The following is a 14,815-nucleotide window of genomic DNA, read 5'->3' on the forward strand; positions in this document are numbered from 1 at the left end:
GTTTGGTGTACGCATGAATTAGATTGGCTGCCCCAGAAAGAAGAATGGGTAGATCTGAATGCGCTAGTCTGCATGAGAAGCACTAGGCGCATTAAAGATAAGACATCTATAGAGGCTAGATACTATATTGCTAGTGAAAAAGCTAGCGCTGAAAAGCATGGACTAGGCATACGCTTGCATTGGGGTATCGAAAACAAAGTTCATTGGCAATTAGATGTTTCTTATGGGGAAGATAAGAGCAAAGTCCGTAAAGACCACGGTCCCGAAAATCTATCTGTTTTGAAAAGATGTACAATGAATTTATTAAAAGCTGATACAAAAACAAAAGCAGGAATCAAGGGCAAGAGAGCAAAAGCCGGGTGGAATCGAGACTACATGATGGAAATACTAAATGGTAAATAAAATCTTCATGCAATTTCCCTGGAATGTTAAAGATTTAAACTTTGCGCACTATACGCTTCGTTTTTAAATGAGAGAAAACTTATTCCATGACAATTTGTAGGCCTTACCGATACGCGCTGAAAAACCTCAAAGAGGTTTTTGCTACAGGGCCCTCCAAAAAGCTTAAGAAGCAAGCCGCCCCCAAGTTGCAGAGAGCTTGGTAAAGGACTTTAGAAACACAAGCATCACGAAGGCTGCCCTGGAAGCCTATGGAAGTGTTGTGAAATCTTATTTTTATTACCTTATTCTCTAAATTTAAACCTCATTGAAGCTTTTTGAGCTAATTTTAAGAAGCTTAGAAAAACAAACTTAAGTAAATTTTTTCTCTTGCATAAATCGTTGATTACTATTTAAGGAAAAAAGGCCAGTAGCAGAATTTAAATAGGTTTAATTTCAAAGATGGGGATAAAAGGGTAGTTTGGCACGAAAGAGTTAGCTAGCTTTGCTTGTAGCTTTAATCGCTAAGATCTTCAATAACAAAGAGGGCTCTACAAGCATTCTCCCTATTATGACTCACGACTTAAAATCATGATTTTGCCCCCATCTATAAATCTAACACAAACTATGGCGCATAGAAGAGTATCACCATTCGATAAAGCAGAATGCTAGCTTTAAGAAGTCACCTATCAAAATCGCTTGCTCTCAAAGAAATCATATTTTTTTCCTCTTATCGCTTATTAAAAGCTTGCATTTCTTAAAATAGGGCTAGCACCAGAACGATAAGGTCGATTTTCTGCTTGAGGTAATAGTGAATAATTAACTTTTTGATTTGTCGATGGTAACTTGGAACTATTTTTAGAATTTTGATTAAGCTGCTCTTCCAACTGAGCCATGCGCGCTTCAAGCTTGGTGATTACCTTTTCCACTCTATTTACCGTAGCTTTTAGCTCTGCATTCTCTGTCAATAGCTGCTCGTATGAGGGTTGTATGCTATTTAATGTATAACTAAGCCAGTATATACCCTAGAAATTATTTTATTTATCAAAAGTGATTGATATACACCGTGACCGCTTATGAAAATTAGGATTTGCAAGCATGAAAGATATGAATAAGTTTTTATCGGTCGAGGCTCGACTTCTTTAAGTGCTTCTTTAATTTTTAAATAAGCAATCTAGCTACTCGCCAGCCAAAGCCTTTTTTTCTTGGCGACATTTTTTAAAAAAATCACGCATGAGGGTGGCTCCATATTCCTCTAGAACGCCTCTTCTAATGTTGAGATTATGCGTAGGATGAACCTTCTCAAACACATTCATCCAACTCCCATTAGCCCCATGCCGTAAATCAGGCGCGCCCCATACCAGCGTGGAAATTCTTGATAAAAACATAGCTCCTGCACACATGCAACAAGGTTCTATGGTGGTGTAAAGTGTAGTATCAGTCAATCGCCAGTTCTCTATTGCCACTTCCCCTGCAGTAATGCATAGCATTTCTGCATGGGCAGTAGCATCTTTGAGTAGTTCTACTTGGTTATATCCCCTCGAGATTACTTGTCCTTCATGCACCAAAACAGCTCCGACAGGAACTTCCCCCTGTTTAAAAGCTTTCCAGGCCTCTTTCAAAGCTTCAAGCATAAATTTTTCATCTTCTGAGTGAGGCTTAAACGTAAAGGGAAAAAGCATAGTTATCCATTCAATCTTTTCTGTAGTAATGCCATTTGCTTTTTCAAAGATTCTGTATCTTGAATATATTTTTTTTGCATTCCAATCAGTTTTTTCTCATACTTATCCACTAAGCGAGCTAATTGCTTTTCATAATAATCTTTTAAAGATTGTTGGCTTGAATGTTCGTCCTGGGCATTTCCTACAGCTGCTAAGGCTTTTTGTTCTTCTTCAGCAAGCTTATTGAGCTTTTCATAAATTTCTTTAGGAAATACTACCGAATTCATAACGGAAAAAAGATAAGTACGTACAGCCCCATATTGGCTAACTGCACCCCCCACTATCTCTTGCGATTTATCTGTATCAATTTCAGTTAATTGGGTAAAATCATTGGAGATTTGCAACAAGGCCCGTTCAAAATAATCATAAAGCTCGGCATTCTTGAGAAGCCATCGATTGATGATAAACTCAGCAATTTTTTCTCCATTTTCTTCTTGCTCTAAAGCTAAGGTATAAGCCTTCACTATCTCTTCATTTGTTAGCTTGTTTAAATTTTTACCTAAAAAATATTTCTTTACAAATTTAAAATCGTTTTTAAGATGCTCGTGTTTAAGGTCTTTTTTTACCTCTTCAATGATTTGAGGCATCCATGATATTAACAATGTAGATTTTTCTTTATAAGTGGCGTCTTTCAGCATAGAGTAATTCCTTAAAAGGGTGTTTTGATTATGCACGGTTCAAGAATCTACCAATTTAACAGAGAAAATGCAAGAAGAGAACCTTTTATTAATGGGTTTAATTTAAAAGCCATGAAATAGACCCTTCATCCTAAAAGCCTCTTTTCTTCTTTTTTCTTTTACATTTCTCCTTTTATTCGTCATGGCTCCCTCCCACCCTAAGAAGATTGCTCTTGATTTTTAATAGTTACCTAGGTAAGATGGGATGATAGAGTGAGAAAAATAGATTTACATTTTTTTAATATATTAAGTCCCCATAACTATGGTCGGACTTTAAACTTAAACGGGGGATTTTCTGAATGTCTCTAGACAAAGGAACGAAAGAAGAGATTACAAAAAAATTTCAGCTTCATGAAAAAGACACAGGCTCCGCTGACGTCCAAATCGCTATTTTAACAGAGCGTATTGCTGAATTAAATGAGCACCTTAAGCGTTCTCCTAAAGATCACGCTTCTAGGCTAGCTCTCTTTAAGCATGTTGGCCTAAGAAGACGTTTATTGGATTATTTAAACTCAACCGACACTTTGCGCTATTTGTCGCTTATTAAAAAGTTAAAATTAAGAAAATAACGCAAAAAGCTTTATATTAAGTGGGGCAGATGGCCCATACCACTGCCCTTGTTAATCTAAGCTTAAGACCCTTTATTCTTAAGAAGGCCTCAAGTTTAAGGAGAATTTTAAAGATTATAGAAATCAGAAATCGCGCTTTAAATCCATCATTTAAAGTATGTTTTCTGAGTTCTATCTGTTAGCCTTCTTTATCATCTTCGATGACGCTTGCTGGAAAAACCGCATAAAATTATGTGGATTTTTTTAGCCTTCGACCTATCAATAAATTCAAACTACATTTTAGGAGTATAATATGCAACCACACCTCATGAAGGTTAAAGTAGGCGAGCAAGAACTAATTTTTGAAACAGGAAAAATTGGTAAACAAGCCAATGGGGCTGTTTTAATAAAAGCAGGCGAAACTTATCTTTTTAATAGCGCTTGTGCGGCAGCTAACGCGGCTGATAATATTGATTTTTTCCCTTTGAAAGTTGATTACCAAGAAAAATTTTCTGCGGTAGGTAAAACGATTAGCGGCTTTATAAAAAGAGAAGGACGCCCATCTGAGAAAGAAACCCTTATTTCACGCCTTATAGACCGTCCAATACGTCCTATGTTTCCCGAGGGCTATTATAACGAAGTTCAACTATTGTCCTACGTTTGGTCTTATGATGGCATTAATATGACAGAGCCCTTGGCAATCTGTGGCATTTCAGCCGCTTTAGTGCTCTCAGATATTCCCTTATTAAAACCTGTAGCTGGTGTACGTGTTGGCTTAATAGATGGGAAGTGGCTTGTCAATCCTACTCAAGAGCAGATGAAAAAATCTAAATTAGATCTAATGCTAGCGGGAACCGAAAATGCTATTCTTATGATCGAAGGTCATTGTGATTTTCTGACAGAAGATCAACTCATGGAAGCCATTGAAGTAGGCCACAATAGTATCAAAATTATTTGCCAAGCCCTACATAATTGGCAAAAAGAGATTGGTAAAGAAAAAAACTTGACCACTCTTAAAAGCTTGCCTAAAGAACTCATGGGAGAAGTTGAAAAACTTGCTAGACCTCTTTTAGAACCTGCATTAAGAAGCAATCTAAAGCAAGATCGTGAAGAAAAATTGAATGCTATGAGAAAAGCTGTGGTGGATAACCTTTTACCTGAAGGAGAAGAACCTAAATATTCCGTTAATCAGGTTAATGTGGCTCTTAAAGATATTCAGTCTAAATACATGCGTAAAATGATCTTAGAAGAAGATATCCGTAGCGATGGACGTGACAGTAAACAGATTCGCTCGATTGATATCGAGCAAGGCCTTCTGCCTCGTACGCACGGCAGTTCACTATTTACGCGTGGTGAGACGCAAGCGGTAGGGGTATGTACGTTAGGTGGGGAAGCTATGTCGCAAAGATACGAGGATCTCGATGAAGAGAGTAGCCGTAGATTTTATCTTCAATATTTCTTCCCTCCCTTCTCTGTAGGAGAAGTGGGACGCATAGGCTCTCCAGGACGCCGTGAAATTGGCCATGGAAAATTAGCAGAAAGAGCTTTGTCAGCTATTGTACCTGCTCGAGATATCTTTCCTTATACCATGCGCTTAGAATCCACCATTACAGAATCTAATGGTTCTTCCTCCATGGCTACAGTATGTGCAGGCTGCCTTTCTATGATGGATGCAGGAGTACCTATTAAACGTCCAATTGCAGGAATTGCCATGGGACTGATTTTAGAAGAGGGACATTACAAAATTTTGTCTGACATTTTGGGAATCGAAGATGCTTTAGGCGACATGGACTTTAAAATTGCTGGTGACCAGCATGGCATCACAGCCTTCCAAATGGATATCAAAGTAGAAGGAATTACCCCAGCTATTATGCAAGCGGCTCTAAATCAAGCTAAAGAGGGTAGAATTCACATTCTTAACAAGATGTTGGAAGTTTGTCCTACTTTCAAACCGCAGATGTCTATCTATGCCCCACGTATTGAAACCATGCAGATTAAGCCTAGTAAGATTGCCACAGTGATAGGTCCAGGAGGAAAACAAATTCGAGCTATTATCGAAGCCTCCGGGGTAGAAATTGATATCAACGATGACGGCTTGATTAGCATAGCCTCTACAAACTTAGAAGGTATTGAAAAAGCCAAAGCTATTATTCATGGCCTAACAGCTGAGGTAGAAATAGGTAGGACTTATACAGGTAAAGTTACCTCTGTAGTAGCTTTCGGAGCATTTATAGAAATTTTACCGGGTAAAGAAGGGTTATGCCATATCTCTGAATTTGAACATACACGCATTGAAAACTTAGCCGATCATGTCAAACAAGGAGAAATAATCTCTGTAAAAGTTTTAGATATCAACGAACGTGGCCAGCTTAAGTTGAGCCGTAAAGCACTTCTTAGTAAGTAATGAAGAGGAGATCGATAGAAAAAGACTATCGATCTCCCTTCATTTTATTCATTCCTTAAGATATCTATATCTTATCCTCGTATCATTTTTCGCTTATCTTTTTCTGCTAGGCTTTATTCCTTTCCCTCTCATCTTAAACCCCACTTCTTGGCTAATAAATTTCTTTGCTATGTTCTTAGTAGATGCTCTAAATTTCTGAGACAAAAGCTGATCTTGTTATCTAAAAACCTTTCTTAGCAAATAATCGTGCCTTTCATTAGCAAGCCTCTTAGTTGTACCATTAACTTTTTAACTTAATAAAACATTTGACAAAACGTTATCTTTAATAAATTTTTGTAGCTCTATAATCATTATCTTTAAGTCATACTTTTGCGTCTACAATCTCTTAATTTTCACTCTACTAGCCTTCTTAAAGATGGCTACTTAAATTATTAATAATTAAAGCTACTTGATTTGTGCCTCATCACTCCATAGAAAGAAAGTAATTATAGAAGTAAATACCCCTTTTGCTTAACTCTTCCTAGCTTAAGCCTGCCTAAAAGCTCCTTCAGCTAGCGATTAGCGAATAAACCTAGCGCGCGATATATATTCTAGGATTAATAGACGCAGCATGGATATTTTTAATTACTTTCTAAAAACTCGCTTCACGCATCCATCAGGCAACATGACGCATTAATTACTCTCAAGCAAAGTATCTAGAAGGCTTTTTAAAGCATATCCTCTCTTCTCTAAAGCTAAGTAAAAAATTAGCATATGGTTGATCTATATTAAAAGTGAGCAAGCCAATCCTCAAGGCACGTGCATAACTTTTAAGCCCATCATCCTAATTAGGGAAAATTAAAAAAATCTTATAATTACGATATTTAAGTTCTTTACAAATTTGAATGGTATAGATATAAACTGCTTTAACACTAGCCAAAAAACTACAAGCGGCAACATATCAACCATTTATTCAACTTTAGGCCCCATAACTGTAGGTAGTAATGAATAATATTTTTTCTTGGAATCCTTCTAACCCTCTTCTCAAGCAACTAGAAGATTATCGCCACGACCTAAATAAAACCCTCCCTACATCTGAGAGAGATAAAGACCCCACCCAAAACCTTACTGCTTTTTTCCAAAATTTTGTGCGAACAATCGAAGTAGAGCACCCTCTTCTTCGCAAAGTCTTTGTGCGTTGGCTAGGAAAAAAAGATTTAGTAGATAGTAATGGAGAGCTTGAACCTACCTTAATTGCGAATTATCTTGCTCCTATTTGGAAAAAGGATCCTGATGAATGCCAAGCTAATCTCCATCTTTTATTCAATTACATGACTCAGATCACGAAAAGTTTTATCAAAAAAAAATTCAGCTTAGCCGTAAACCCCTCTCTTGAAAAAATTGATATCCAATTTTTGGATCAAAAATTTTATAAAAGTTACCACAAAATTTTATCTACCGTGCAGTTCATTTGCTCGCTAGAAAAAATAGAAGATGAGTCAATTAAAATCATTATCACTGAGCTCAACGTCTGGTGCCTTCATTATTTAGTAGAATCAGCAAAAACGCCCTTAATCAATTTCGATCAGGATAAATACAACTATCCATTTAGCGAATACATAGACGATAATGCTCCTCATTATCACCGTGAAGATGGAGGGGCAATTGTAAAGATTTTCCTTAGGGTAATCAAGCAACGGCACGATTGGCTAAAAGATATCAAAATTAGCCTTATAAAAAATGATGAGTTTGAAAAATTAATTATTAATTGCTGTCAGATCTTAAAAGGACGCTATCTTCCTGCTGAGTCGAACAATCTGAAGAATATCCTTGAAGAGATTAACAACAAACCAGAAGAAAATGATTTTACTTTTGTAGATTATTCCGAAGCGTTCAAGTTCTATGAACATAATAGCTCCATTCTCCCTACCAAAAATATAAAGGAAATTTTACATAGAGTGTCTAAGGACAATCATTTAATTGTTGGAGTAGTATTAAAAATTGATAGCCAGGCTCTCTACTTTTTTCATGGCAATAACAAAAAAAACTTAAAGAAATTTTTAAATACATTTAAAAGCCTTCAAGGAGCTCACGGAGCCTATCCTGATATTGTATTACTCAAAGAACTTTTAATTCGTACAGGCTATAGAATTACATCCCTTTTAGACCACTATCCTCTTCCCCAGAGAAAAGCTTACGAAACCTACCTAGAGATTCCTCCGTTAGAAGAGCGTGAGATTACTCTAAAGGAGGTAATAAATACCCATCAAGAACTCTTTAAATACGTAGAAACTTTATCTGAATCGGTAGAAAACTCGACGCTTACCTCACACTATTTGCAGTTTCTTTATAAACTGCTTGCCGTCACAAAGCCAGTCATAAGAGTAGAAAATCCTCTTATTTATAAAGCAGCATTTAATTGTTTAAGCAAGATAAGAAAACATCTTAGCCAGCTTAGCTATGGTAATTTCCAAGCTTGCCAAAACAAATTCATTCTTGTTTTTGAACATTTTCAACAGCTTCAAATATTATACAAAAGAGAAGAAATTGAAACTATTCCTGAGGTTCTAAATTCCCAACCTACTCCTGAAGGAGTAATAAGCAACGGATATACTTTTACAAGCGGTATTGCTTGCTTTGGAAACATTACGGAAGGTCTTTTGCAAATGTTTGCTGAAGGACCTTCTCAGCCTGATGGAGAGCCTTGTAAGCCCTCTGTAATATTTGACACCAACAGTTACTACGAAATCAGCGAGAGCACAGGAGGCCTTAAAGATTGCTTAAAAGAACGTTTTTCCTGTCAAACTGCCCAGCTAAGTAATTTTGAAACAATTCCGAACCTGGAAAATTATGATGTTATCTTTACAGATATCTATCCTAATCGGGTAGTGAGACTTGTCATAGAAGAAATAAAAGTTAAAGAGATTATTAAAAAAATTTTAGAAAAAAGAGCTTCTAGCTCGGCTGCGCATAATGATAAACGTCCATTAGCGATGGTCCTTGATTGTGCCACTACGTTTTTTATGCATGAAGAAGTCCGCAGCTTAGTAGAAGAATTTGCAACCCCTATTAATGAAGGAAAATTAATTCTTATTTTAACCAACAGCCTAGCTAAGTATGGGCAGCTTGGGTTAGATAAATTTCCGGGCGGAATAGTACAAGTTTATAGTTCCGATACATCTGCGGACGATTTATTAAGAGGTTTATTAACAAGTAGTGCAAACGATAACTTTTCTAAAGAAGCTTTCTGGTTTTTTCATCTTATGCTCAAACATTGCAGTGAAAATATCATAAATTATCTAGAAAAAATAAGAAAAAATACTGACTTTGTTTATAAAGAATTACAAAAACAGGGACTAGTCATAGAAAAAAAACAAGACAGTACTAATCAAGGCTCCATTCAAAAGAATAATACTAAAAAACCTTTGATTCAAATCGGTTATAGAGATGAAAAAGTCCCGATGATAGGAATTCACATGAAGGGTTTTCAAAAAGAACTTTTTGGAAAGGAGGATGAGCAACTTTTACATATTTTGGTAGTTATCATGCAGTATTATTTGTATGCTAGATATATCAATGAAAATCTACCTGTCACCATGAGCCAAAGCTTTGGATTTGCGAATGCCAATTTAATTGAGTGCTGGTCTGCATTGAGATTAACAATTGGTCTAGAGGAGGAAAAAGATCTACGTTCATATGCTGCGATAATCGGTCAAATTAAAGAAGAGCTAGATTGTTTGGTCGAAGATGGTTTAAAAGAAAAAATAAAAGATAACATCATCACGCTATCCAAGCAACAGGATTTAAAAAAGTTATTTTATCATTACCATTCTAACTTTGTGAATAAGGTTCAAGACGGTTTATCATCTTTCATTAGCTATCTGTGTACTCTTAAGGAGTGCTAAGAAACCTTTTAAGGTATTAAATAAGACGAGTTAGCCGATAAGGAAATAGCTGAAAAAATGAGGCACTTAAATCTATCTTCCCCTTGGTCAATTTATAAATCTAGCCAACTAACAATTTTTGCTAATCCTTAATATTTTCTTTCCTTTAGCTACACTTTGCGGAAACTTTCTTTGCAGCTAAGAGATTCATTTAACCTGCCATCTTATTCTTTTTACACTAAAAGTGATCCTGCTCCAGTCCTTTTGCCAGGCTTTGGTTGCCTATAGATCCAAGGAGAAATTTTTCATTTCAATAGCTTATCTCCAGGGTTCCGCTAGCTGGCGTTTTTTCGGCAGCAATATTTTCCCAAACTTATAGGCAAGCTTTTCCTTTTGCTAATAAATAAGAAATCTCTCCTTTTCCTTTACACGGCTAATCAATTGCCCGCCCTCTGCCTTTTTCTACTGAAAAAAAATCGTTTACTACGCGCTGCCAACCTAACTTTGTGATTAGCTTAAGTTGCATCTAAGCAAGGTTTACAGCATTCTATCTAATGGGCTATCTTAGTAGCATCTAGGTACCCTGAAAGAGCTCCTGACCGGCAAAGCTTCACCCTTCTCCTGAAGGTACATTACATGACCCTACATCTTTAATGAGCTCTAGATCAAATAGTGCTACAGATCTTTTTCTAGGATCCATAAGGATAAGTCTCTAACTTGCTTTTTACACTCCTTAAAAAGCTTGGGTGCTAAAATCTTGTGTTGGGTGTCCATAGCTTTTTACAACCATTCTGGTATCAGATCTTAGATATTACCATCATAGAAAGATACTTAATACGCCTTAAAAAACTTAGTCTACATACCCAACCTTCTGAAAGATCCGCCTATGCTCAACAAAAGGGGTTTTATTAAGTACGTGAGTGCATAAAGAGTAGATTAAAAGCGTATGCTGGAAGACGAATAAAAAAACAGCTGCTAGTGAAATACCTTCTTCACAGGGTTTGATTCTTTTTATCAAAAAAGATTTAAACAGTGAGGATCATGAGGGTTTAGAGAAAGATTGATGAATGCCCCTTTTTCCGAGATATAGGATAAGTGTAAAAAGCTTGAGCCTTAAACAATGCAAAATGTCGCTCAAAAGCTATTTGAGGCCCCCAATTAGCAAGAGCAATAGAAGAAGTAGATGGCCAAAATTATTATTAAACGAAGCGCTGGTTATGAGTATATTGTCTTATGAAAAGTGGCTATATCACATGCATGGACTTTAAATATATTAGGAAACTCTTATCAATTTAAATATCGACATCCTGGCCGCCGCTTAAGTTGTCTTTACCAATTTGATAAAAAGAAGGGTAGCTTATGCTTACCACCCGTAACCCCTGCATCCACTTGACTCGTAAGGAAAAACAAACATCAATGAGCTAGATGATGCAGTATAGGCTATGGCGTGAAGCATATAGAATTATTATAATCTTATCCGATGAATAGGGTGGAATGGGGGAGCGAATATTTAGATTTTTATCCATGTTTGAATCATTGCACCTGGATCAATAATACCTTGGAGTTTTACAGAAGCTTTATTGACCTTCGTGTTTCCAATTTTAATGACTTTTAAATTCATGTTGTCTAAAAAAGAAGGCAGTTCTTCAAATGAATGATTTCCATTCAAATTTAATTCTTGTAAATTAACCAATTCTTGAAGTTCAGAAGGTAGAGAAGTTAAATTATTAGCGCAAAGATCTAAATGCTGTAAGCCTTTCAGGTATTTAAAATAAGGAGGTAAATTTGTTAACTTTGCACCACTAAGTTCTAAAAACTGAATTTGTTCAATTTGCCGCATGATATCTTTTAAGCATATCCTCTCAACTTCTTCAGGATGAGAAAAATCATGGTTTAAGTATTTGTGAAGAATATTTCGAGCTATCGTGTGACCTTTTAAACTTCTCGAATACTGCACATAGATACGACCTTTCAGATACACATTTTTAACAATAAATTCACACAGTTGCTTGATTTCTTTTAACTGATTAATTTTCTGGGATATCTCACTAACACTTTTCTCTGCATCTTTTATGCCCTCATTAGAAGAAATTGATAAATCATAATCATTCTGCCCAGGTAAATGAGATTCAAGGAAATTAGAGCCGAATCGGGAATCAAAGCTAGAGGTTTGTGTTAATGCTTGCATACTGTACTCCTTTTTAACAAAATTTTTATTTTATTATAAAAAAAATGTCAATAAGTATTTAATATCAAACGATCTGGAAAAAATCTTTTTCAAGATAATATTTACCATCAAACCTATCCAGGCAATGGTTGAAAGTGTTTTAAAAAATGATTTTGTATAATTAAGGAGAATTAAAACTTTCTGTTCTTTTTTCTCCCATCTTTCGTATAAGTAAAGAAACTACTTAGCATAGATCAGGCTATATTGCCTAATATTTAAAATTTTGTTTAGCAATCCCACTGATTTATTAAGCAATTATACACGTTAGCTAGCTAAAAGAGCATATCAGCTGCTGGCATTTGAGTGATAAATGTTATTTTAATATTAAAATTAGCTTTGATGAACAAACTAGGCTTAGGCCCTCAAATTTACCTAAGGAACCTTTGAGGGCCTTTATCCAGATGGAGAGGCTGAAAAGTCGATATATTGAAAACCTTATATATTAACTAGATGATTTTCGATTTCAGGGATGGGACAATCCGTCAAATCTTTTGCTACTTCAGCCACTATAGTTTTTTGCGTGCTACTATTTATATGAGGGCGCACTAATCCTAAAAACGCAGGATTAGCCATTAAATAAAGCCTTGTAAATTCTCCTTTATAATGGGCAGCACAGATATACTCTCCTAAGGATCTAGCAAATTTCTCCTTTTCCACCTCTTTAGGATCCGTTTCAGGTTCGTAAGCATGACGAGTGGTTCCTCCACTTTGAAAGTTACGCCCAGGTTTTCTCCCTTCTAACACCTGATCTTGTAAACGGCTTTCAGGATGATTGAGGACTATAAGTTCTTCAATTTTAGGAAATTTTGCTAAACGATAAATCTTAGCTTTCGAGCTATTGGCAACTACGATCCAAGTTAGAGTATGTGGCATTCTTCCTCCTAATGCTATTAGAACAATTAATTTTACTATTAAAAAAGCAACTGATATTTATATTGTCTATCATTTAGTCTCGAAAAATAGATTAAAAGCTCCTCTAAATTTTTTTATCACTTATTATCTATAAAGCTTGCCTCTATCTATTAAAGAAAGGTTTTTTAAGTGATGAAGCTCTCAAAAGGCTTATATTTAATCTAGCTTTTGAAAGCATTCACTTAACGCATAATCTTGCATTTAGCTTTTTAAAATACTATAAAAAATTCAATTAGGCTAAACTTTTAGCCATTTCAAATTGTCACGCTACCTATTCTCAAGCCTATTTATTGAGCTTACAATAACATTACTTTTTCCTCCTAGCTACAAGATTTTTATCCTTTCTTTTTCTTGTTTATCTTCTAAGATTTTCATCCCTTTTCCTTTCCAAAAAATTCAACTTTATTAGAATTTGGACGCAGGCACATAATAACTCCTATCAAGCTAACGATGCCGCTAAATAAAACGATCCCAGCTGTCGCCCATTCTAGAAGCTTAATAATCTACAAAAAAAAGTTGCTAAAAAATTATTTGTTTTATGCAAGGCTACCAGCACTCATGGCCGGTGAAGTGACCTTTTAGATAAAGGCAGAGATAGACTTTCCAACTAAAAACTACAGGTTTAGCCTTTAAAAAAGCTATTTTAGATTTTCTAGCAATCTAACATTTTGATGCCACTTTGCTGTATTTCATTCGCTAAGGTTAGCTACTAAGCACAAGTTAGATGCCATGCTTAAAGCTGCCCAGGCTTTTTCTATTGCATGGAATTATATAGATCTCCAGAAAAAATTCGATCGGCTTTAAAAGTTGGCAGTAAAACTTTTGTCGCTTCATTTCGGCTACCTTTGCATTTAAGTCTATGGCCATTCTTTTTGAATATAATGTCGCTTAAGATAACTCCTCTACTGCCAAGTAAGCTAACTGATTTGTTTTGCTTACGCTTCCGGTTTGTTTTTAAAGAGCTTGTTTGGACTGCCACATGCAGGGATGGCAAATAGGCAAGTTCAGCCCTATTACTCGAAGCTCTACTTTAACTTTAAAGATCGTTAAATCTTCAATCACCTAAAATTAAGCGATGAATCTTCTGCTTAGCTAGCGATTATAAAATGAGGCGACCTCTTAAGGCCTTTAAAAGCCTAAGCAATTACTTATTCTGGTTATACCCGCATTCTTTCATTAGTGGCTCCCTAGCGCCCATTCATGTCATTTTTAAGCTAGGGCCCTGCTGGAGAGTAATCAAAGCTTTGATAAAGCTTATAAGACGAAATAAGTAAGCTTTGATCTTAGCAACAAAGCGTTGGATTAAATAACCTCTTCATAATAAAACCCTCACTTCTTAAAGGGGAATAAAACCAGCTTAGTTTTTTCTCAGTTTAGCACACATTTCTAAATGGTAATAAGCACATCTGCTTGCTACCCATTGTCCTCAGAAGATTAAAAGTTGAAAATGCTAAGATAAGTTTAATCTGTGGCCAAAAATGTCTTATTTAGTTCTGCCGTATGGACAGCCAAGCAACAATGCCAACAGCTGCTAAGTAATGCCTAGCAAGGTAGGCCATAGTGCTAGAAAGCGAGAGCTGATAGCTAATTTTGAAGAAGGTAGGCCAAATTCTCTATCTTATTAATATACAGAAAAATGCTCTAGCCTATTTTAGTAAGAGTTTATTCTTGCTTTTCCTTGAAAAGCTGTAGCTGATTGAGTAAAATTAAGATTTTAAACGTTGAAAAGAGTGGGGATAATTTGGCAAAAGTATGTAAGCCTTGCTCGCTTGCCATCTGAAAATGACTTAAAATTCTTATAGCTCATCTATTTCTTTTCTCTGTTATTTCTCGTTAAGAGAAGAAAATCTAACTCTTTAAATGGAATTTTCCAAGTATAGTGCTATACAGAGAGAGAGAGCGCAATAAATTTATTGAAATATCAAATAGTGAAGAAAAAAGGTATGAGCGAGGTAAGATAGAGTGATAGGAAAGGAAAAAAGCTTATAGCAGCGCGAGTTGAATAAAGAAAAAAAAGCTTGGCGGCGACCTACTCTCCCACACTCTTGTGTGCAGTACCATTGGCGATAAGAGGCTTGACTTCTG

The 14,815-nt window shown here is 35.9% G+C and carries 9 protein-coding genes; 4 read left to right on the forward strand and 5 right to left on the reverse strand.

Annotated elements, in window-relative coordinates; translation table 11 throughout:
* On the forward strand, window positions 1-402 hold a 402-nt coding region (locus NEOC95_RS06915), incomplete at its 5' end, for an ISAs1 family transposase (protein WP_213152282.1).
* Between the two features lie 716 nt (window positions 403-1,118).
* On the opposite strand, the gene NEOC95_RS06920 is transcribed toward NEOC95_RS06915, so the two are convergent.
* From NEOC95_RS06920 to NEOC95_RS06930, 3 genes are all read right to left on the reverse strand, one after another.
* Entirely contained in the window at window positions 1,119-1,400 is a 282-nt protein-coding gene (locus NEOC95_RS06920; RefSeq protein ID WP_502710279.1) for a DUF6444 domain-containing protein, read from the reverse strand.
* Between the two features lie 156 nt (window positions 1,401-1,556).
* On the reverse strand, window positions 1,557-2,060 hold the full coding sequence (tadA, locus tag NEOC95_RS06925) for a tRNA adenosine(34) deaminase TadA (protein ID WP_213152284.1): 504 nt from the start codon (window positions 2,058-2,060) through the stop codon (window positions 1,557-1,559).
* 2 nt (window positions 2,061-2,062) lie between these two features.
* Window positions 2,063-2,737 carry a hypothetical protein gene (locus NEOC95_RS06930; RefSeq protein ID WP_213152285.1) on the reverse strand — a complete coding sequence of 225 codons (675 nt, stop codon included), beginning with the start codon at window positions 2,735-2,737 and terminating at the stop codon, window positions 2,063-2,065.
* Between the two features lie 338 nt (window positions 2,738-3,075).
* Between NEOC95_RS06930 and rpsO the strand changes: the two genes are divergently transcribed.
* From rpsO to NEOC95_RS06945, 3 genes are all read left to right on the forward strand, one after another.
* Complete coding sequence (gene rpsO, locus NEOC95_RS06935) at window positions 3,076-3,345, forward strand: 30S ribosomal protein S15 (protein ID WP_039385127.1); 270 nt, start codon at window positions 3,076-3,078, stop codon at window positions 3,343-3,345.
* A 292-nt stretch (window positions 3,346-3,637) separates the two neighbouring features.
* Window positions 3,638-5,728 carry a polyribonucleotide nucleotidyltransferase gene (pnp, locus tag NEOC95_RS06940; RefSeq protein WP_213152286.1) on the forward strand — a complete coding sequence of 697 codons (2,091 nt, stop codon included), beginning with the start codon at window positions 3,638-3,640 and terminating at the stop codon, window positions 5,726-5,728.
* A 983-nt stretch (window positions 5,729-6,711) separates the two neighbouring features.
* Window positions 6,712-9,612, forward strand: a complete 2,901-nt coding sequence (locus tag NEOC95_RS06945; RefSeq protein ID WP_166154298.1) for a hypothetical protein — start codon at window positions 6,712-6,714, stop codon at window positions 9,610-9,612.
* Between the two features lie 1,489 nt (window positions 9,613-11,101).
* On the opposite strand, the gene NEOC95_RS06950 is transcribed toward NEOC95_RS06945, so the two are convergent.
* Together NEOC95_RS06950 and NEOC95_RS06955 are read right to left on the reverse strand one after the other, a co-directional pair.
* Window positions 11,102-11,779: a leucine-rich repeat domain-containing protein gene (locus NEOC95_RS06950; protein WP_213152287.1), complete on the reverse strand. Its 678-nt coding sequence runs from the start codon at window positions 11,777-11,779 to the stop codon at window positions 11,102-11,104.
* A gap of 474 nt (window positions 11,780-12,253) precedes the next feature.
* Window positions 12,254-12,691 carry a host attachment protein gene (locus NEOC95_RS06955; RefSeq protein ID WP_166154302.1) on the reverse strand — a complete coding sequence of 146 codons (438 nt, stop codon included), beginning with the start codon at window positions 12,689-12,691 and terminating at the stop codon, window positions 12,254-12,256.
* Between the last annotated feature and the right edge of the window lie 2,124 nt (window positions 12,692-14,815).

The organism is Neochlamydia sp. AcF95, from assembly GCF_018342455.1.
Classification (GTDB): domain Bacteria; phylum Chlamydiota; class Chlamydiia; order Chlamydiales; family Parachlamydiaceae; genus Neochlamydia.